This window comes from Streptomyces sp. YGL11-2, from assembly GCF_050054615.1.
GTDB lineage: Bacteria > Actinomycetota > Actinomycetes > Streptomycetales > Streptomycetaceae > Streptomyces.
The window spans coordinates 105,755-123,634 of record NZ_JBNHIN010000016.1 but is presented as its reverse complement, the minus strand read 5'-3'; the positions used below and the strand labels follow the sequence as shown (position 1 = coordinate 123,634).

The following is a 17,880-nucleotide window of genomic DNA, read 5'->3' as shown; positions in this document are numbered from 1 at the left end:
CTTACCGGGCAGGACCGCGCCAACGAAATACGTCCGGGGACGATCACGCAATCCGCCGTAAGAGGTACCTGAAGCCACCCAAAACCGTCAGAGGGGTTTACAACGGCACCGTAGGTGGCATGTCGATTTCGCCGACGTGCGAATCCCCGAGCGCACACTGAGCGAAAGGCCCTGGCGCTTATGAACACCACGGTCAGCTGCGAGCTGCACCTGCGCCTCGTTGTGTCGAGCGAGTCCTCACTGCCTGTACCCGCGGGCCTGCGGTATGACACGGCCGATCCGTATGCCGTGCATGCCACCTTCCACACCGGAGCCGAGGAGACCGTCGAGTGGGTTTTCGCCCGCGACCTCCTCGCCGAGGGCCTGCACCGGCCCACGGGCACCGGAGACGTCCGCGTATGGCCGTCCCGGAGCCACGGGCAGGGCGTTGTCTGCATCGCCCTGAGCTCCCCCGAAGGGGAAGCCCTTCTGGAAGCCCCGGCGCGGGCGCTCGAATCCTTCCTCAAGAGGACCGACGCCGCCGTACCGCCCGGTACGGAGCACCGCCATTTCGATCTCGACACCGAGCTCTCCCACATCCTTGCGGAGAGCTGAGGCGCGGCACAGATACCCACCGCACCCACCCGCTCACACTTGCGACCGTCCGACTCGGGGAGACGGCGCAGGACCGACAAGTTCATACGGCACGCTCCGGCGCCGTCGCCGCGGACCCACCGCGGAGACGGCGCCGAGGCTTGTTCCAGGCGCTAGAGTCGGCGACCATTCGCCAACGACACCGGGGCGGCACCCGTCCGACCCCACCCGGCCAGGGAGCGGAACCGTGCTGATCACCCATGACACCCGGTGCGCGCTGGACGCGGTCGTCGATCTGCTGAACACCGCGCCGGAGGGCGAGGCGCCCGGCGCACCGGACAGCCTGACCGACCTCGCGGCCCTCCAGGACTTCGTACGGCGCAACGACGTCAGCGGGGTCGGGGACCTCGCGACGAGCGACCTGGCGTCCGTACGTGCCGTACGGGCACGGTTCGCGCAGATCTTCGCGGCCGGGGACGACCGCGCCGCGGCCGAGCAGCTGAACGCGCTGGTCGCCTCCGCGGGCACCACCCCGCAGCTGACCGATCACGACGGCTACGACTGGCACGTCCACTACTTCGCCCCGGACGCCTCGGTGGCCGACCACCTCGCCGCGGACGGCGGGATGGCGCTGGCCTTCATCGTCGTCGCCGGGGAGCGGGAGCGGCTGCGGCGGTGCGAGGCGCCGGACTGCCGGCACGCCTTCGTCGACCTGTCGCGCAATCGCTCCCGGCGCTACTGCGACAGCCGTACCTGCGGCAACCGGCTGCACGTCGCGGCGTACCGTGCGCGGCGGCGGGAGGCGGCGGGCTGAGCCGGCGGCGGGCGACGCACCGTCTCGCCCGCCTCACAGGATGTAGAGGTCGTGTACGGCGCCCAGGAGAAGCAGGAAGCCGATGACGGCCAGGAAGAGCATCAGCGGCGGCTGGGACAGCGCGAACAGACAACCGCGGGGTTCGGGGCACGGGGCGTTGTCTTGGGCGAGGGCGCACTCATCGTTCATCTCGCGCGCATCATCGCGCAGATGATCGTCCCGGAAGCGCCAATAACCCTCTCAGCAGCGGGAGTTCATCAGATCCCGTGCTTTTTCAGGATCGCTTCGATGTCCGAGAAGTCATCCTTGGGTGCCAGATCCCTGCCCGGGGCCTGCTTGCCCTTGGGCGCCTGCTGAGGGGCACGGCCCGCGCCGAGGGACGGCGCGGAGGCGGCCGGTGCCACCGCGTCGGGCCGGGAGGCCGCCGCGGCCTTGCGCTCCTTGCGACCGCCTATCCCGCGGCGGCGCTCCACGACCCGGCTGATCATGAACAGCACCGCGGAGAGCGCGAGCACGCCGAAGCCGGCCCAGACCGTGGGCTTGAGGACGATGCTGGTGACCCAGTCGATGACACCCGTCATCACCAGGCCGACGGGGATCAGGGCGAAGGCGGCGATACGGGTCGCGGCCAGGAACCGCTTGCGGTACGCGGTCAGCGCGGCGATGCCCAGGCCCGCTGCCGAAACCGCGGCACACACTGTCGAGGTCAGCATCCGGTCCTCCTGCCGGTCGAGGGACGAGCGGGCGATCCGCGCTCCCTTCCATCCTGCCCCCTACGGCCCCGCCCGAGCCACGTTCGGGCCGGACCTCAGGGAGATCTCCGGGTCGCTCTCCTCCGCAGGTCCGGGTTCCGGCCCGGGGAGGCCGACTGGGAGACTGGCCCCATGAACGACGCCGCCATCTCCGGCTCCCCGGCCCCCAGCAACTCCGTACGCCCCCAGCTCGATGTCTGGTGCGATCTGCAGTGCCCGGACTGCACCGCCGCGCTGGCGGACGTACGGGCGCTCCGGGAGCGCTACGGGGACCGGCTGGACATCCAACTGCGCCACTTCCCCCTGGAGAAGCACAAGCACGCCTTCGCCGCCGCCCAGGCCGCCGAGGAGGCCGCCGTGCAGGGGCGGGGCTGGCCGTACGTCGAGGCGGTGCTGGCACGCACCGAGGAGCTCGGCACGCACGGCGAGAAGCTGCTGCTGGACGTCGCCGGGGAACTGGGGCTGGACGCCGAGGAGCTGGACACCGCGCTGATCGACGGGCGGCATCTGCTGGTCGTGGACGCGGATCAGGCCGAGGGCAAGGCGATCGGGGTGACCGGCACCCCGACGTATGTGATCGGCGGTGAGCGGCTCGACGGCGGGAAGAGCCAGGAGGGGCTGCGGGCCCGTATCGAGGAGATCGCCGACCGGCTGCTGACCGGGCAGGACGGCGGGCAGGGCTAGGACCCGCCCCGCAGGCCGGTCCGGCGGGCGGAGTCCGGGAGCCGCACCGGCCGCGCGGAGGACCGGTCCTGCGGAAGGACCCGCAGCGCTCAGAGAATCGGCTTCCAGAGGCGGTACGCGGTGATGCGGTAACCGAGCGAGCCGTAGAGGCCGAGCGCGGGGGCGTTGTCCGGGTGGACGTTCAGGGCCAGCGACGAGCGGCCCGCGGCCAGGCAGGCGCGTTCGGCGACGAGCATCAGGGTGCGGCCGTGGCCCTCGCCGCGGTGCCCGGGCACCACCCGCACGTCGAGGACATAGCCGCCGGGCTGCCCCGGGAGGCGCAGCGCGAGCCACAGCGTGCCGACGTCCGTGCCCTCGTGGGCGAGGACGCGCAGCGCGTGGTGGGGCGTGGCCGCGCCGTCGGGGAGCAGGACGTCGTGCGCGGCGGCCGAGGTCTCCTCGGCGCGTTCGCGGGACATCCCCTGGGCGATCTCCGAGCGGATGTGCTCGGCGATCGCGGCGTCCCGCCAGGCCGGGTACGCATCCGCGCCCAGCGGCCGGTCGACGCTGCCCTCGGGGAGCCGGGGCGGGCCGCTCAGCGCCCTGGCCATGATCCGGCTGCGTTCGGTGTAGCCCAGCGCCGCCGCGAGCCGTACGGCCGCCTCGGCGTCGGTGGGCACGGTCACCTCGATCTGCCGGCAGCCCCAGCCGCGCAGTACTTCCTCGGCCGCCAGCGCGGCGACCGTGGCCCGCCCGCGGTGCCGGTCCGGGGCGTCGACCGCCAGGGCCTCGATCCGGCCTGCCACCGGGCCGAACCGGGCGTCCGTGGCGAGCTGGATCCCGCCGACCCGGCGGCTGTTGACGCAGATGTCGTAGGGACGGGACCGGCGGCCGTCGTCGTGTCGAACTTCGGGGCCCGCGGGGCGCAGCGTAGTGGTCACGGAAGACTTTCTACTCGCCCGCCCACGGGCCCGTCATCATCAGCGCGGGTCGAAGTCCGCGGCCGACCGCTCGTCGAAGACCCGCATCGCCTCGGCGGTCACCGGGCCCGGCCCGTCGGCGAGTTGGCGGTCGTCGACACGCGTCACGGCCTGGACGTCGCGGAGGGTGGAGGTCAGGAAGATCTCCTCGGCGCTCTCCAGGGCGTCCAGCGGCAGGTCGGTCTCCTTGGCGCCGGCCCAGGCGACGGTCAGGGCGCGGGTGATGCCGGCCAGGCAGCCGGAGGACAGCGGCGGGGTGTGCAGTTCGCCGTCCAGCACGACGAAGACGTTGGAGCCGGTGCCCTCGCAGAGCGCGCCGACGGTGTTGCCGAACAGCGCCTCGGAGGCGCCCCGTTCGCGCGCGCGGGCCAGGGCGACGACGTTCTCGCCGTACGAGGTGGTCTTCAGGCCGGCGAGCGCGCCGCGTTCGTTGCGCGTCCAGGGGACAGTGACGGCGGCGGTGGTGTCGGGGCGGCGCCGGGTCCCGGAGAGCGCGACGACCAGGGTGGGGCCGGCCTCGCCGCGGTCCGAGCCGAGCGGGGAGACGCCGCCGGTGTAGGTGATCCGCAGCCGGCCGAGCGCCATCGGATTGGCGTCCAGGACGGCTTCGCAGCCGCGCCGCACCTCGTCGAGATCGGGGGCGGGCAGGCCGAGCCCCCGGGCGGAGGTGGTCAGGCGCTCCAGGTGGCGGGTGAGGGCGAAGGCCCGGCCGTGGTCGGCCTTGATGGTCTCGAAGACTCCGTCGCCGACCGTCAGGCCGTGGTCGAAGACCGAGACCCGGGCGGTCTCGGCGTCCCGCAGTCCCCCGTCGAGCCAGATCTTCATCGCTGTGTTCCTCCGCTCACTTCGTGCACACCCGACGCTACCGCCAGCAGTCGCCGCGCCTTCAACTCGGTCTCCGCCCACTCCCGCTCCGGATCCGAGTCCCAGATGATCCCGGCCCCGGCGCCGAAGCGGAGGACCGGGCCGCCGGGCGGGGTGCGGTCGATCCAGAACGTGCGGATGCCGACGTTCAGCTCGCCGGTGCGGCGGTCGGCGTCGACCCAGCCGATACCGCCGCAGTAAGGGCCGCGGGGTGCGGTCTCCAACTCGTCGATGATCCGCAGTGCGCTGGACTTGGGGGCGCCGGTGACCGACCCGGGCGGGAAGGTGGCGTCGAGCAGATCCGCCCAGGCCGTCTTCTCGTGCGTCTCGGCCAGTTCGCCGCGCACGGTGGAGACGAGGTGGACCAGGCCCGGGTGCTCCTCCACGGCGCAGAGGGCGGGGACGGTGACGGTGCCCGTGGCGCAGACCCGCCCCAGGTCGTTGCGGACCAGGTCGACGATCATCACGTTCTCCGCCCGGTCCTTCTCCGAGAGGTCCGCGGCGATGCGGCCGGTGCCCTTGATGGGGCCGGACTCGACGGTCCGGCCGGCGCGCCGCAGGAACAGCTCCGGGGAGGCGGTGGCGACCTCGACGCCGTGGTCCGGCAGCCGGACCGTGCCGGCGTAGGGCGCGGGGTTACCGCGGGCCAGTACGGCGGAGAGCGCGTCCACGTCGGCGCGGTCGCGGTCCGGCAGCGGCGCGGTCAGGACCCGGCAGAGGTTCACTTGATAGACCGTTCCGGCCGCGATGTGTTCACGGACGCGCCGCACACCGGCGGTATAGGCGGCGCGGTCCATGGAACTGCGCCAGTCGCCCGGGAGGGGGCCGCGCCACCGGTCGGGGGCGGGGGCGTCGGCCGCGGTCGCGGGGCGTACGTCGGCGAAGCGGGCGCAGACCACACCTCCTTCGAAGCCGGCGGTCACCGCCCACCAGCCTGCGGAATCCAGGGCCGCGGGATCGCTGGTCACATCGCGCAGGCCGGTGGCTATCAGGCCGCCGAAGCGGGCCATGGGAGCGAAGTCGTGCACGTCAGTGAGTCTATGGCCGCGCCCCGACAACCGCCCGAGCCGAGCGAGCAGCGCAGCACGCAGCACAAACGCGTTTTTGTACTGGCCTCGGAATCCGCTAGAGTTCAACACGTCGCCGGGACGCGGAAGCGCCCCGGAGGCCCGGTAGCTTCCCGACGTAGTCTGGGAGAGTCACCTGCGGACGTAGCTCAGTTGGTAGAGCACCACCTTGCCAAGGTGGATGTCGCGAGTTCGAGTCTCGTCGTCCGCTCGATGTGGGGGATCTTCCCGACCCCCCTTCACTCCTGGTGGAGTGGCCGAGAGGCGAGGCAACGGCCTGCAAAGCCGTCTACACGGGTTCAAATCCCGTCTCCACCTCCAAGGACGATTAGCTCAGCGGGAGAGCGCTTCCCTGACACGGAAGAGGTCACTGGTTCAATCCCAGTATCGTCCACTGGCCCGGCTCGACCGGGCTCCCGCGCGATTAGCTCAGCGGGAGAGCGCTTCCCTGACACGGAAGAGGTCACTGGTTCAATCCCAGTATCGCGCACGCAGCACCCGCGGAGATCATCGATGTCCGCGGTCCCGAGGACGATTAGCTCAGCGGGAGAGCGCTTCCCTGACACGGAAGAGGTCACTGGTTCAATCCCAGTATCGTCCACACGGATCCCGAGGGCCGGAGCGTTCGCTCCGGCCCTCGGTCGTTTGTACGGGACGCCTCGCCACTCAACTGTCTTGGGCGGCAGGCCGCTTGCGCACACAGCTCGATGGCCGGGCATCTCCCCAGATGCCCGGCCATTCGTGCCGTCCGCCGCACCCCCGTCCCCACGGGGTTGTCGACCGGAAATCCCCCGTCCCGGGCCGCTCTCCCGGGACCGGGGCGCCCGTTCAGCGCCCCAGCATTCCGGCCACGGACGACGCCTGTGTGATGACGGCTTCCCAGCCGCCGAAGACCACGGCCAGGAGGAACACCAGCGGCAGCACCATGGCCACCGCTATGAGGGGATGGCGGGTCCCGGAGGCCCGGCGGCCGTCGAGCGCGGCGGCGGCCCTGCGCCCCTGCGCCCGAAGGGCCGTCCGTGCCGTGGTCTCCGCCATCGCCCCGCTCCTGTCGTGTCTGGGGCGGCGGGCGTCTGACCTCGGGGGACGAGTGCTGCACCCGCCGCTTGACCTCAAGACTAGGCACCCGGGCGGCGCCGGGCGTCATGCCCTCGTACCGCTTGACGGGCCTCCGCGAGGATGACGGGAGGGCGCCCGGCGTACTCCCCTGGGTGGAGAGCGCGGGAGCCGGACCCGGGGACGTCCCGGAGGGCGGAGGGCGGTGGACGGACCGGCCCGGAGCCGTGGTCGGCCGCTTACCTCCCCGCGTGATCGCGAAACGGTGACTTCGATCACTTCCCGTGCTCCCCCGCGTCCCGGCGTCGCGGCCCCGGGGCCGGTTTCGCGACGTCCGGGAGCGCAGCGGGACATTTGCCTTTCGTACCGTCAAAGTCCGTTCCAATAGGGATCATTGGGGTCCGGGGTGGGTAGCCGGACCGGGGCGCGGCGGGATTTCCCTGCGCGGTCCGGGAATCGCGGCGACCGCCGACAAACCGGTGGCCGACGCATGCGCGGCCTATCGGCACAGCGAGCCGTCAATCCGTAAGCTGTGCCACGTCAGACGGTTGAGCGGAGTGGGGCCTCCCCACCGCAGGCAGGGGACGGACATGGCGATGATGCGGCTCCGACGCGAGGACCCGCGTGTCGTCGGGACGTTCCGGCTGCACCGCCGGCTCGGCGCGGGCGGGATGGGCGTGGTCTACCTCGGCTCCGACAAGCGCGGTCAGCGGGTCGCATTGAAGGTGATCCGGCCGGATCTGGCGGAGGATCAGGAATTCCGGTCGCGGTTCGCGCGGGAGGTCTCGGCGGCCCGGCGGATCCGCGGCGGCTGCACGGCACGGCTGGTGGCGGCCGATCTGGACGCGGACCGCCCGTGGTTCGCGACCCAGTACGTACCGGGGCCCTCGCTGCACGACAAGGTGAACGAGGAGGGGCCGCTGTCGCCGGCGCAGGTCGCGGCGGTCGGCGCGGCGCTGTCCGAGGGGCTGCTGGCCGTCCACGACGCGGGTGTGGTGCACCGGGATCTGAAGCCGTCCAACATCCTGCTGTCGCCCAAAGGGCCGCGGATCATCGACTTCGGGATCGCCTGGGCGACCGGCGCCAGCACGCTCACGCACGTCGGTACGGCCGTGGGGTCGCCCGGCTTCCTGGCACCGGAGCAGGTGCGCGGGGCCGCGGTGACGCCGGCGACGGACATCTTCTCCCTGGGCGCCACGCTCGCGTACGCCTGCACCGCGGACTCGCCCTTCGGGCAGGGCAGTTCGGAGGTCATGCTCTACCGCGTCGTCCATGAGGAGGCGCAACTGGCCGGGGTGCCGGACGCGCTGGCGCCGCTGCTCGCGGCCTGCCTCGCCAAGGACCCCGCGGACCGCCCCAGCACCCTGTCGCTGTCCCTGCGGCTCAAGGAGATCGCGGCCCGTGAGGCTCATGGTGTGACGGGTGGTCCGCTGGAGAACGGGGCGGGCGGCGGCGCCGGTTGGGGGCGCGTCGAGCGCCCCCCGTCGGACCGGCCGACCGGGCAGCGGGCCGAGGAGTACGCGCGGCAGCGCACCGAGCGGCGGCCGGCGGGCGCTCCCACCCCGCGTCCGAAGCCGTCCCGGCCGCCGACGCCGCGGGATGCGTCGTCCCGGCCCGGGGGCCCGGCGTCGGGCACCGGTCAGCGGACCGGCGGGCGGGGGCCGGCACGCCGTCCCGCGGGGCGAAACGGTTCACGTGCTCCGGTGCGTACCGGATCCGGCGCGCGCCGACCGGGTCCCGACCGGCGGCTGCTGCGGCAGCGGGTGGTCGTGTTCGTGGTGGTGACGCTGCTGGTGGCGCTGGGGATCACGGCGGCCCAGGGCTGCCAGGGACCGGCCCACGGGATGGGCACGCAGCGGCCGGTGCCGGTCACGGCGTACGGCGGCGGGAGCGCGTCGGAGGACGCGCCGGCGCCTGGGGCGTGAGCGGGCATCGGGATGCGGTCCCTCGGGCCGAGGGGCCTGGGGACGCGCCCTGGGGGCAGGGGCCCGGGGACGGGCGGATGATCATCGCAAGCCCTTGATCCACTTCTGGAACACACACCGGCGGCCAGGGCTCCGGTGAACCGTACGCCTTCTCCAACGGCTTTGCCCTGGTGGTGAGTTCGCGTCTCCGGTGTTGACGTCTCGCCGGCCGTGTACGCGGCGCCCCGATCGACCGCGAGGTCGCGGCGGGGATGCTGCGGAGCGCGGTCGAGCACGGGGGGAACCACATCGACACCGCCGCGTTCTCCTCCTCGCCGTTACGTTCCGCCGACGAGCCGATCAACCGGGCGTTGGCGCCCTGTCCCGACGGCCTGGTCATCGTCGCCAAGGTCGGACCGGAGCGGGAGCCGTCCGGCGCATGGCTGCCCATGGCCGGGCCCGGGCAACTGCGCGGGCAGGTCGAGGAGAACCCGCGCCAGCTCGGCCGGGACCGCCTCGACGTCGTCAACCTCCGCCGGACCGGCCGCAGGTCGCTCGCCGAGCACTTCGGCGCACTGGCGGAGCTGCGGGAGGCCGGGCTCGTCCGCCACCTGGGCCCGTCCAGTGTCACGCCCGGACATCTCGCCGAGGCCCAGGCCATCGCCCCCGTGGTCCGCGTGCAGAACTCGTACAGCCTGGACCGGCGCATCGCGGACGCCAACGGTCTGGTGGACGGTTGCCGCCGGCAGGGCATCGGCCCTCGTGCCGTTCTTCGCGATCTCGGGCCGGCGACGCGAAGCGCCCGCCGACGACACCCACGACGACCGGCTCCACGCGGTCGCGCACGCACACGGCGCGACGCCCGCACAGGTCCGGACGGCCTGGACGGCTGCACCGCGGGCCGCACGTACTGGCGATCCCCGGCACGTCCGACCCCGGCCACCTGACCGAGAACATCGCCGCCGGCGCGCTGCGGCTGTCCCGGGCCGACCTGGACCGTCTGGAGGCGCCGGCCCAGCCGGTACTTTCGCGATACGCCCCGGACAGTGCCTCAGGCGGACGGGCGGCCCGCGGACACCGCGTAGAAGGCCACCGCGGCCGCGGCTCCTACGTTGAGGGAGTCGATGCCGTGGGCCATCGGGATGCGCACCCACTCGTCGGCGGCGCGGAGGGCGCCCGTCGTCAGGCCGCCGCCCTCGGCGCCCAGCATGAGGGCGGCGCGCTCCAGCGTGTGGGGGGGCGGCGGTGTCGATGGCGGTGGCCTGGTCGGCCGGGGTGAGAGCGAGCAGCTTGAAGCCCGCCTCCCGTACGACGGCCAGGTCGCGCGGCCAGCTCTCCAGGCGGGCGTACGGGACCGAGAACACCGCGCCCATGGAGACCTTCACCGAGCGGCGGTAGAGGGGGTCGGCGCAGTCCGGGGAGAGCAGGACCGCGTCCATCCCGAGGGCCGCCGCGCTACGGAAGATGGCGCCGCCCATCTTCCGTCTTTCGGTCTACGACGGAAGACGAGCAGGAGGACCCTGCCTGGCCGCTACCCCCCGCAGGCGACACTCCTGCCTTACTCCTTCGGCTTGAAGTCATAGACAAGGCTCTGTACTGCTTTCCTGATCCCTGTCAGGGACACGTTGCCGCTTGATCGGACGGCGAGTTGATGCTCGATGTCTGCGGCCGGGAACGCCGCCTGGTGACGCGGACGAAAGAGCGGTACGCCGCCGTACAGCAGCTCCTGGCCGACGGCAGTTCGCTGGAGGGGATCTGCCGCACTCTCCGGCTGGACCGGTCCACCGTGCGCCGCTTCGCCCGCGCCACCAGCATCGACGAACTGCTCGTCAAAGCGACGAATTTGGCTGACAGCCGACATGCAGGGTTGTGACGGGTTCCCCGCTTCTTCCCATACACGCACGCGTAGAGAGATTCGGAAAACCCAGCACAACCCTGCACTCCCACCCCCTCAGGCTTATTCAGGCCGGCTTAAGGGCGTTCTGTTGGATCGTGAACATCACGTACTCCGCGGGGCGGGTCGGGGCGATAGCAATGTCGCACGTCACGATGCCCTTGGCCTGGGCGGCCGGCGGGTTGTTCTTCTCGTCGCACTGCACCGCGAACGCTTCCTCGGGAGAGCTGCCCTTCAGCACCCCCTGCTGCCACTTGCCGTGCAGGAAACCGCCCACGCTCTCCTTATGAGCCGCCAGCGTCTCCGGCGTCACCTCGGAGCCTTCAAAGGGGACCGACTCCTCGATTCCCTCCTTCAGTCCCTCCACCACGACGTCATGTCCTCCCGGGATATCCACCATGCCTTGCCCTCCTCCGTCTCGACACACCACTCGACTGGAGCGATACCTCCCCTCAAGGCGAAACGAGCGAACGAAGACCACCCGACTGTGTGACGCAGGTCTCCGCCTTGACGCCGTCCCCCTCACAGAGACATCCCTCCCCCGCCGAATGTCGTTCCGCGTCGTTCCGCGTCTCGCGCGCGAGGCCGTATCCGCCCCGCCCGCGCGACCGGTCGCGCCATACCCCGCGCGCGGGAGACCGATTGGAGTCCAAAGACCGTGACCAGTAGGAACCGCCCCGCCGCCGTTCTCGCCCTCGCCCAGGGACGCACGAACGGACAAGCCCCCAAAGCCGCCGGAGTCTCCGGCCGCACCATCCTGCGATGGCTCGACGACCCCGCGTTTCAGAACGAAGTCGCCGACACCCGCACCGAGTTGCTTCGCCTCGCTGTCGGCCGCCTCGACGAAAGCCGTTGACCCACTTGCACCCATGCCCGCGCTTACCGGCCCCGATCACACCGCCGCCAACACCGCCACCCACCGACTCACCCAGACCCGCAAGACCGAGCTTGTCGAGCTGGGCCGCCGCCTGTCCGACGACCTCGCAAAGGCACACACCTTCCGCGACCCCGACCTGACCGACGAAGCCAACCAGCGCCGCCGCGCCGAAATGGAGCGCGCCGCCCGCAAGCAGGCCGCCGCCGACCTCGACCGCATCCAGCGCGAAACCGACGCCGCCGCCACCCTGGTACGCACCGTCGCCAACAATGCCACCGCCACCCCGGCGGCCGGCGCGGCCGAACAGCTCCTCACCGAGACCCAGCAGGCCCGCGCGTGGGACCGCGCCCGCGCACTGCTCACCGCCGGCCGCACCCTGTCCGAGGTCATCAAGGGCGCCGACCGCGACACCCTGAACGCGCTCCGCGCCGAACTGCCGACCTACCTCGCCACGCAGCGCACCAAGCCGCAGGGTCTTGCCAGCGCCGACTTCACCGAACCGGACCCCAGCCGCGCCGTGCCCGCCGTCGAGCGCTCCCTCGTCGACCGCCTGCCCAAGCCGCAGGGTGCCGCGCTGCGGGCTCGCCTCGACCTCGACGCCCTCGAACCCGGCCTACGTGAAACCCCCGCCGGCCTGCGCCGCGAAGTCGACGGCACCACCGACCCAAGCAACGGCCTCCGCAGCGCCATCGCGGCCCGCCTCGCCGACCAGCAGGCGGCCCCGTTCCCCAGCACGTAGGCCACCTCGACACCACCCCGCGGGCCGGCACGGCCCCCGCCGACCCCGGCGCGGCCACTACTCGACGATGTCCTGGATGCTGATGATCCCCCGTGCGAGCAGAACCCGTCGGATGCGCTCAGCGATGTTGAGGCCCAGACGGTTATCGAGGGTTTTGTACGTCTCGAGCAGATAGAGCCCCTCCTCTTTGTTCGCCACGAGAGATTCGGCGCCCGGAAACGTGATGGCCCGGAACTCCTCCTTCAGAGTGGAGAATTTCTTCCACAGATACGGGGCAATATCCGGGTTCTGCAGGAGGTACTCGTTGATCTGGACACGGTAGAAGCGCTGCAAACGGCGCGGCGTCAGCTCACCAGGGTCGATTTTCGACTGCAGGCTCAGGTCGTCGCGGACGTCGAACTCCTTGTAGATTTGCTCAACGTTGATCTTCTCGCCGTTCATCACGAACTCGCCGAAGACTTTGTTGCCGGAGCCGACGACGGCGGTCTGGATGGCGCAGAACAAAAGGATCTTCATGCCCCCCTTGGCCATGATGGTCTTGAGGATCTCCGAGTCCGAGTAGCTGTCCGTGGAGACGGGCTGGAAGCCCCGGAAGTCGCTGATGGCGACCAGATCCTTCAACTGCTCCTTGTCAAAGTATTGCTGTGTCATGGCTGGGTGACTCCCTGTCCTCGTCCCTCGGTGTGCACGCTTCGGCTCGTCGGCGAGGCCGATTCCTCGCGGCCTACCCGGGGGCCCGGCCGGGTAGGCCGAGCCGAGGGTGGATTCAACCAGTGGGGGGAACGGTGGCTTGACCTCGCCTGCCTCGGACTAGACGACGGGACCGTGGGCAACACCCCGGCCGGGCACATCCGCATCGGCTACACCCGCGCCAGGGACGACAAAACCCCGCCCAGGACCCCGTGGGTGACGCCCGCTCAGCCCCGGCCGCCGACGGAGAAGTCGCGGGCGTCCATGAGGACGGGGGCGTGTCCAGTCAGGAGTGATACGGCGTCGGCCAGCACCCTGCGGCTGCCCTCCCGCGAGCTGTGGTCGGTTAGCAGCACGATCTCGTGAGCTGTCATGCCCTCATCCAACGAGTCGTCCAGCCAGCGATCAAGACGCTCGGTGTCGCGGGCCGGCCCAGCCTCGGCGCGCAGGCGTCAGAAACTCGGCGCCGGCTACCGCAAAGCCGCATTGTGGGTGGGAGGCAGTGGGTAGGAAAGACCGTGCAGGGATCACATCTCCCGGAAGGAGCGAGCATGACGGCATTCGGGAATGCACAGCAACCGGCGGAGGAGACAACGGCGCAGCTTGGTGAGCTCACCGCTCCCGACACCGCTCGGTCCACGGCAGGCGACGACCTCGCCGAGGGAGGGCTCGTCGGCGGAGGGTTCGATGCTCCCGAGGCCGAGGTGGTAAGCCTGGGCGACGCCAGCTACACCAAGATGGGCGCATGGCTCTAGGGAAATTAGCGGGGTGCAGGCACAGTGGGGCCTCCACCACGCCACCTCGTCTGATGCGCTGGAGGGTGCAATGGTATTGCGCTGCGCGCGTCCCGTACTCGACGAATGCGGGCAGGTGTATATCGCCGGGGGCGGGCCGGAAGGCGAGTGTCTACGACTGAATGCATCGGCGTCCCGGCTCTGGCGCAGCGTGGTCGGTTCCCTGAAGGACACTGAGATGGCGCGCCTGCCCGAGTCGTCCCGGCGGTTGCTCCAGACGCTGCTGGATCGGGGCGTCCTCGTCTGGAGGAATGCATGACGAACGCCATGTGGTCGGCCGCCACGACGGCTGCGAGGGACGGCATCGCCCTCGTCAACCCATCCATCGGTTATGCCGGCCGCCGAAAGTCCCGGCCTGTCGGACTCGCCTATATCGGCGCATATCTGCATCGACACGGCTTCGAGGCAACCGGATTCGACTTCGGCGACAGCCTTGAGGACCCGGCCGACCTATCCGAGCGACACAGCCTTGACCAGTTCTCCCTCGTCGGATTCTCCGTCTACAACGAGTCGTTCGCCGCCGCACTGGAGCACGCGGCTTGGATCAAGCGCCGCAATCCTGGGGCGCGCATCGTGCTCGGCGGCCCGCATGCCACCGCCATGCACACCGAGATCATGCGGGATTGCCCGGACGTCGACGCCGTAGTCCGTCGCGAGGGAGAAAAGCCCCTGCTCGACCTCGCTCGCAAGGGAACTGACGCTCCCTGGTGGGACGTTCCGGGGACCACCGTACGGCTGCCCTCCGAAGAGATCCGAGCCAATCCGGACTCGCCGTTCCTCGACGATCTCGATGGCTTGCCCTTTCCGGACTTCCCGTTCGTCCACGACTCCGGCTATCCGCCACTGACTTATTTCAACCCCGCGCAGGGGACACTCCTTCCGGCGATCGCCATGAACTCCAGCCGCAGTTGCCCGTACAACTGCTCCTTCTGCGGCGTACTGATCATCGGCCGCAAGTACCGGGTGCGGTCCGGCGAGTCCGTGGTAGCCGAAATGGCCCACTTCCGGGCCGTCGACGGCATCGACTACAAACACGTCTACTTCACCGACGCCAACTTCTTCGTCCGTCCCCAGCGAGCCCTGCAGATCGCCCAGGCCCTGCATTCCTACGACCCGGAGATCACCTTCAGTTTCGCCACCCGCGTCAACCAGTTAATCAAGCACCAGGATTCGCTGCCGGATCTCAAGGAGCGGGGTCTGCGCTTTGTCGAACTGGGTATCGAGAGCGCCTCGCCCCACGTCCTCAACCGACTCGCCAAGGGAGTCGAGCCGGCGGACAACCTGGCCGCGGTGAAACTGCTGAACCGCCACGGACTCGGAGTGGTCCTGGACTTCATCATGATCGACCCACAGACCACGGTCGAGGACCTGCGCGCCAACCAGCGATTCCTGCGCGCAGGCGGATTCTACGACTACGCGCCACACGACCACCTGTACACCAGTCTGGCACTCCACGCCGGCACGCCGATGCGGAACCACTACGAGCAGCGACGTGGTACTGCCTTCGGCCTATCAGAGTTGCCGCCCATCGCCACGCTCATCGAGGACCCGGCCACCGCACGGTTCCACCAGGCCCTCGAATGGTTTCGGATCACCTACCAGCCGGCCGTCGACCTCGTGCTGGCAAAGGCCGAGGCACTCCTGCAGACCCGGACTCGCCGCCGCGTCGACCATCCGGTAACACCGGACGAACTCGCCCTGCAACTGGACGTCGTAGCCATCCGTCACGCACCCAACCTATTCTTCGACAACGCTCTCGACGACTGCGAGCGCCACAGCAACAGCGGCACCACCGATTTCACCACCCTGCTACCACACTCAGGAACCGGCTCCCCCTCCCTGCGCGAACTGCTACTACGCGGCGCCCGGCACATCGACGCCCTCGCCCCAGAGTCCGGCGATGCCACGGCTCGCACGCACACGCTCCTGACGGAACTGTGAAGTCGAGTGACCGCCGGCAGTACCACCACTGCGGATGAGGTTGATCCCCGGTAGTGGACACCGGGTTTCATGCGAGGAGTGACAGCGTACGTGACGTGATCATTTGCTGTTCGAACTCGGCTGGTGTGAGGTAGCCGAGCGCGGAATGCCGGCGGCGCTGGTTGTAGTACGACAGCCAGCGGAACAGCTCCAGCCGAGTCTGCGCCTTGGAGATCCAGCGCCTGCCGTGGAGCAACTCGCGCTTGAGGCCCTGGAAGAACGACTCGGCCAGGGCATTGTCGTAGCTCGAACCGACCCGGCCCATGCTGCGCCGGATGCCATGCCGACGGCACACCTCGGCGAAGGCGGCCGCACTGTATTGGGTGCCCCTGTCGGTGTGAAAGACGACGCCGTCCACCTGACCGTCGCGGGTGGTCACGGCCATCTCGATCGCGTCGGTGACCAGGCTGGTGCGTATGTGGTCGGCGATCGACCAGCCCGCCACCTTCCTTGAGCAAATGTCAATCACCGTGGCGAGGTAGAGCCAGGCCGATCCGACGGCTATGTAAGTGATGTCGCCGCACCACCTGGTGTTCAGTGTGTCCGCGGTGAAGTCGCGCATCACCAGGTCCGGCACGGGCGGCGCGGCCCTGTCCGCGATCGTCGTCCGCTTCTTTTTCCGCAGATGTCGCCCGGCGATGTGGTTGATCCGCATCAGCCGGGTGACGCGCTTGCGGTTGATCCGATGCCCACGGGCGCGGAGTTCGGCGTGGATGCGCGGGGCGCCATAGGCGCCTCGGTGCTCGGCGTGGATGGCGCGGATCTTGCTCACGGTCCGTTCCTCCTCGGCCTGGCGCTCGGCACGGGACTGCGCGGTGGCCAGGTGCCCGTAGTAGCCGGAGCGGGAGACTCCGAGCACCCGGCAGATCCGCTTGACGCCGAAGTCGGCGCAGTGGTCGGAGATGAAGTCCCAGCGGCGGGGGTTCACTTCACCTCCCGAGCGAAATAGGCAGCTGCTCGACGCAGGATCTCGCGCTCCAGCTGCCACTCCTTCTCCGCCTTCATTAGCCGGGGGTTCTCGGCCCTCAGCCGGGCCAGCTCCTCCGCCTCGCTTGTGGCGGGATCGCGGCGTCCGGGCGCAGCCTGGGCCTCGTCCTTGCGGACCCACGTCCGCAGCGACTCCGCGGTGATGCCGAGATCCGCGGCCACCGCCGCGTACGTCCGCTTCCCGGCCGCGGCGCGGTAGAGCGCGACGGCGTCCTTCCTGAACTCCTCCGGATGCGGAGACTTGCGTCCCACCTGGACATCCCTCCCTGGACCATCAAGATCCATTGTCAGGCTGTCCACTCCAAAGGATCAGCCTCAGAACCGCTCCTCAACCCGATCCACGACAGCATGAATCTCGGGGGCAGCTCGCTGAATGAAGCGACCGACGACCGTATCGGGCCCGACTGCTACCGCCTCGTCGGCGAAGAAAAGCTTGCGCGCACGCTCGCCGACGAAGTGCTAAGGGCGGGAACGGACTTCGACGGCACCGAGCGCTCGCCGATGCTCAAGGCCGAAGCCCGCGTCATGCTGGGCGTCACGGCGGCGCGTGAGGGCGACTTGTAACAGGCACTCATCATGAGCGAACGGGCCCTTGAAGGGGACCGGCAATCGGTGCCGTCGCTCATCATGGCCAGCCGTGAACTCGCTGCCGAGATGCGGCGGTGCAGCTCAGAGCCAGCGGCGCAGGACCACCTAGCGCGGCTTCACTCGCTGGCTGAATATAAGCCAGGCTTCATGCCTCACTAAAGAAAGTGAAGCGGTAGCACTCATCCTCGACTTGTCACTGTGCCCATATATGCTCCTTCCGTGGGCCTATAAGCCCCCAGTTGTCAGTGATGTAGTACTCCACGAGTGGGTCTGTCGTCCACCCATAGAAAGACAGGTATGCGTTGCCGGACAGGCTGAAGCTGCCTGAGTAGTTCACACTCATGCGTCCGCCGGTGCTCCAGCCCGTACCGGAGGTGAAATTGCCGCAGTTGGTCCATGAGGTGCTGTAATTGCCGCCGTATCGCAAGGACATGGAGGTCGCCCCGCCACCATCGGTCCAGAATGAGTAGTAGTGGCCGTCGTTGGTGCCGGTTTGATTGGACGTGATGGTGGTGTCGGCGTTGGCGGTGCCGGAGAGCATCGTCGCCGACGCCCCCACGACCAGCGCCAGCGCGCTGGCACGGCCGATGAAACTCCTGCGGTTGATCGGGTTGGCGAGGGTGTCGTGCTCGTCCATGCTTCCTCCGCGATAGGGCTC

The 17,880-nt window shown here is 69.9% G+C and carries 20 protein-coding genes, 5 tRNA genes and 3 pseudogenes; 15 read left to right on the top strand and 13 right to left on the bottom strand.

Annotated elements, in window-relative coordinates:
• Positions 1 to 180 precede the first annotated feature (180 nt).
• Together ACO1BR_RS20055 and ACO1BR_RS20050 are read left to right on the top strand one after the other, a co-directional pair.
• Entirely contained in the window at positions 181 to 594 is a 414-nt protein-coding gene (locus ACO1BR_RS20055; RefSeq protein ID WP_003959770.1) for an SsgA family sporulation/cell division regulator, read from the top strand.
• Between the two features lie 226 nt (positions 595 to 820).
• Entirely contained in the window at positions 821 to 1,387 is a 567-nt protein-coding gene (locus ACO1BR_RS20050) for a CGNR zinc finger domain-containing protein (RefSeq protein ID WP_426796435.1), read from the top strand.
• A gap of 33 nt (positions 1,388 to 1,420) precedes the next feature.
• Here the strand turns inward: ACO1BR_RS20050 and ACO1BR_RS20045 are convergent, their stop codons facing one another.
• Together ACO1BR_RS20045 and ACO1BR_RS20040 are read right to left on the bottom strand one after the other, a co-directional pair.
• Positions 1,421 to 1,576: a hypothetical protein gene (locus ACO1BR_RS20045; protein ID WP_426796434.1), complete on the bottom strand. Its 156-nt coding sequence runs from the start codon at positions 1,574 to 1,576 to the stop codon at positions 1,421 to 1,423.
• 68 nt (positions 1,577 to 1,644) lie between these two features.
• Complete coding sequence (locus tag ACO1BR_RS20040; protein ID WP_426796433.1) at positions 1,645 to 2,100, bottom strand: hypothetical protein; 456 nt, start codon at positions 2,098 to 2,100, stop codon at positions 1,645 to 1,647.
• A 171-nt stretch (positions 2,101 to 2,271) separates the two neighbouring features.
• Here ACO1BR_RS20040 and ACO1BR_RS20035 point away from each other — a divergent pair, with 171 nt between their 5' ends.
• On the top strand, positions 2,272 to 2,823 hold the full coding sequence (locus tag ACO1BR_RS20035) for a DsbA family protein (protein WP_426796432.1): 552 nt from the start codon (positions 2,272 to 2,274) through the stop codon (positions 2,821 to 2,823).
• An 89-nt stretch (positions 2,824 to 2,912) separates the two neighbouring features.
• Here the strand turns inward: ACO1BR_RS20035 and ACO1BR_RS20030 are convergent, their stop codons facing one another.
• The 3 genes from ACO1BR_RS20030 to ACO1BR_RS20020 are packed head-to-tail and all read right to left on the bottom strand — an operon-like array spanning position 2,913 to position 5,656.
• Entirely contained in the window at positions 2,913 to 3,743 is an 831-nt protein-coding gene (locus ACO1BR_RS20030; RefSeq protein ID WP_426796431.1) for an N-acetyltransferase family protein, read from the bottom strand.
• Between the two features lie 39 nt (positions 3,744 to 3,782).
• A complete protein-coding gene (locus ACO1BR_RS20025) occupies positions 3,783 to 4,607 on the bottom strand; it encodes an aminotransferase class IV (protein ID WP_426796430.1) in 825 nt (274 codons plus the stop codon).
• A complete protein-coding gene (locus ACO1BR_RS20020) occupies positions 4,604 to 5,656 on the bottom strand; it encodes a chorismate-binding protein (protein WP_426796496.1) in 1,053 nt (350 codons plus the stop codon). The genes ACO1BR_RS20025 and ACO1BR_RS20020 overlap by 4 nt, the downstream gene beginning before the upstream one ends.
• 195 nt (positions 5,657 to 5,851) lie before the next feature.
• Between ACO1BR_RS20020 and ACO1BR_RS20015 the strand changes: the two genes are divergently transcribed.
• The 5 genes from ACO1BR_RS20015 to ACO1BR_RS19995 all read left to right on the top strand — a co-directional run bounded on the left by ACO1BR_RS20015 (position 5,852) and on the right by ACO1BR_RS19995 (position 6,314).
• Positions 5,852 to 5,924, top strand: a tRNA-Gly gene (locus ACO1BR_RS20015).
• Between the two features lie 36 nt (positions 5,925 to 5,960).
• A tRNA-Cys gene (locus ACO1BR_RS20010) sits at positions 5,961 to 6,034 on the top strand.
• Between the two features lies 1 nt (position 6,035).
• Positions 6,036 to 6,107, top strand: a tRNA-Val gene (locus ACO1BR_RS20005).
• Positions 6,108 to 6,131: 24 nt separating this feature from the next.
• Positions 6,132 to 6,203 (top strand) — tRNA-Val (locus ACO1BR_RS20000).
• A 39-nt stretch (positions 6,204 to 6,242) separates the two neighbouring features.
• Positions 6,243 to 6,314: transfer RNA gene (locus ACO1BR_RS19995), tRNA-Val, on the top strand.
• 227 nt (positions 6,315 to 6,541) lie between these two features.
• Here the strand turns inward: ACO1BR_RS19995 and ACO1BR_RS19990 are convergent.
• Positions 6,542 to 6,751: a hypothetical protein gene (locus tag ACO1BR_RS19990; RefSeq protein ID WP_189301619.1), complete on the bottom strand. Its 210-nt coding sequence runs from the start codon at positions 6,749 to 6,751 to the stop codon at positions 6,542 to 6,544.
• A gap of 608 nt (positions 6,752 to 7,359) precedes the next feature.
• Between ACO1BR_RS19990 and ACO1BR_RS19985 the strand changes: the two genes are divergently transcribed.
• Together ACO1BR_RS19985 and ACO1BR_RS19980 are read left to right on the top strand one after the other, a co-directional pair.
• Entirely contained in the window at positions 7,360 to 8,694 is a 1,335-nt protein-coding gene (locus tag ACO1BR_RS19985; RefSeq protein WP_426796429.1) for a protein kinase domain-containing protein, read from the top strand.
• 227 nt (positions 8,695 to 8,921) lie between these two features.
• Positions 8,922 to 9,682 (top strand): annotated as a pseudogene (locus ACO1BR_RS19980) (aldo/keto reductase); the annotation flags it as partial.
• A gap of 42 nt (positions 9,683 to 9,724) precedes the next feature.
• Here ACO1BR_RS19980 and ACO1BR_RS19975 read toward each other — a convergent pair.
• Positions 9,725 to 10,145: pseudogene (locus ACO1BR_RS19975) on the bottom strand (TrmH family RNA methyltransferase); the annotation flags it as partial.
• 212 nt (positions 10,146 to 10,357) lie between these two features.
• On the opposite strand from ACO1BR_RS19975, the gene ACO1BR_RS19970 reads away from it, so the two are divergent.
• On the top strand, positions 10,358 to 10,546 hold the full coding sequence (locus ACO1BR_RS19970) for a hypothetical protein (protein ID WP_426796428.1): 189 nt from the start codon (positions 10,358 to 10,360) through the stop codon (positions 10,544 to 10,546).
• An 88-nt stretch (positions 10,547 to 10,634) separates the two neighbouring features.
• Here ACO1BR_RS19970 and ACO1BR_RS19965 read toward each other — a convergent pair whose 3' ends face one another.
• Positions 10,635 to 10,967 (bottom strand): hypothetical protein, encoded by a 333-nt coding sequence (locus tag ACO1BR_RS19965; protein ID WP_426796427.1) that lies wholly within the window; start codon positions 10,965 to 10,967, stop codon positions 10,635 to 10,637.
• A 258-nt stretch (positions 10,968 to 11,225) separates the two neighbouring features.
• On the opposite strand from ACO1BR_RS19965, the gene ACO1BR_RS19960 reads away from it, so the two are divergent.
• Complete coding sequence (locus ACO1BR_RS19960) at positions 11,226 to 11,423, top strand: hypothetical protein (RefSeq protein ID WP_426796426.1); 198 nt, start codon at positions 11,226 to 11,228, stop codon at positions 11,421 to 11,423.
• A gap of 13 nt (positions 11,424 to 11,436) precedes the next feature.
• Complete coding sequence (locus ACO1BR_RS19955; protein ID WP_426796425.1) at positions 11,437 to 12,183, top strand: hypothetical protein; 747 nt, start codon at positions 11,437 to 11,439, stop codon at positions 12,181 to 12,183.
• A 57-nt stretch (positions 12,184 to 12,240) separates the two neighbouring features.
• Here ACO1BR_RS19955 and ACO1BR_RS19950 read toward each other — a convergent pair whose 3' ends face one another.
• Positions 12,241 to 12,834 carry a hypothetical protein gene (locus ACO1BR_RS19950; protein ID WP_426796424.1) on the bottom strand — a complete coding sequence of 198 codons (594 nt, stop codon included), beginning with the start codon at positions 12,832 to 12,834 and terminating at the stop codon, positions 12,241 to 12,243.
• A 266-nt stretch (positions 12,835 to 13,100) separates the two neighbouring features.
• A complete protein-coding gene (locus ACO1BR_RS19945) occupies positions 13,101 to 13,247 on the bottom strand; it encodes a hypothetical protein (RefSeq protein WP_426796423.1) in 147 nt (48 codons plus the stop codon).
• Between the two features lie 177 nt (positions 13,248 to 13,424).
• On the opposite strand from ACO1BR_RS19945, the gene ACO1BR_RS19940 reads away from it, so the two are divergent.
• Complete coding sequence (locus tag ACO1BR_RS19940) at positions 13,425 to 13,628, top strand: hypothetical protein (RefSeq protein ID WP_426796422.1); 204 nt, start codon at positions 13,425 to 13,427, stop codon at positions 13,626 to 13,628.
• Between the two features lie 294 nt (positions 13,629 to 13,922).
• The gene (locus ACO1BR_RS19935) at positions 13,923 to 15,608 is read left to right on the top strand and encodes a B12-binding domain-containing radical SAM protein (RefSeq protein ID WP_426796421.1); all 1,686 of its coding nucleotides are present in this window, start codon (positions 13,923 to 13,925) and stop codon (positions 15,606 to 15,608) included.
• A gap of 67 nt (positions 15,609 to 15,675) precedes the next feature.
• Here the strand turns inward: ACO1BR_RS19935 and ACO1BR_RS19930 are convergent.
• The 3 genes and pseudogenes from ACO1BR_RS19930 to ACO1BR_RS19920 form a co-directional block, all read right to left on the bottom strand.
• Positions 15,676 to 16,886 (bottom strand): IS3 family transposase gene (locus tag ACO1BR_RS19930; RefSeq protein ID WP_426796420.1). Its coding sequence is split into 2 segments (ribosomal slippage): positions 15,676 to 16,640 and positions 16,640 to 16,886, totalling 1,212 coding nucleotides; the frame shifts between segments, so codons are not numbered across the junction.
• A 63-nt stretch (positions 16,887 to 16,949) separates the two neighbouring features.
• A pseudogene (locus ACO1BR_RS19925) lies at positions 16,950 to 17,036 on the bottom strand (phosphohydrolase); the annotation flags it as partial.
• Between the two features lie 379 nt (positions 17,037 to 17,415).
• Positions 17,416 to 17,859, bottom strand: a complete 444-nt coding sequence (locus tag ACO1BR_RS19920) for a glycoside hydrolase family 11 protein (RefSeq protein WP_426796419.1) — start codon at positions 17,857 to 17,859, stop codon at positions 17,416 to 17,418.
• Positions 17,860 to 17,880 lie beyond the last annotated feature (21 nt).